This is a genomic window from Salifodinibacter halophilus (assembly GCA_012999515.1).
Taxonomy (GTDB): Bacteria; Pseudomonadota; Gammaproteobacteria; order Nevskiales; family Salinisphaeraceae; genus Salifodinibacter; species Salifodinibacter halophilus.
The window spans coordinates 1-313 of record JABEEB010000117.1 but is presented as its reverse complement, the minus strand read 5'-3'; the positions used below and the strand labels follow the sequence as shown (position 1 = coordinate 313).

Genomic DNA, 313 nt, shown 5'->3' with positions numbered 1-313 from the left:
CTTTGGGATCAATCGCTTGCGAAGTTGGCACGGGATTGGCGTGGGAACTTCCGCCGGCCGCGCCTGCCCCGCCGCCGGCGTTTCGAGCTTCCCCGTCTCGGAGTCCGTCATGTCCCCCGCCACCGTTCGCGTCGCCCCGCTCTCCCGCCGCTGCGCATCCACGTTCGCAGCGCTGACGCTCGCCGTCGCCGCTGTGCCCGCGGCGCAGGCGGCCGAGCCCGGTACCACCACCCATACCGACCCGAGCGTGATCGTCGCCCGCACCGTCTACCCGCGCATCGCCTATCGCGCGCTGCCGGCGCAGGACAATCCG

General features: G+C 72.2%; 1 protein-coding gene. It reads left to right on the top strand.

The genetic code is table 11. The features are described from left to right. Window positions 1-109 precede the first annotated feature (109 nt). Window positions 110-313: hypothetical protein (locus HKX41_10945; protein ID NNC24647.1), on the top strand; the 204-nt coding region annotated here is incomplete at its 3' end.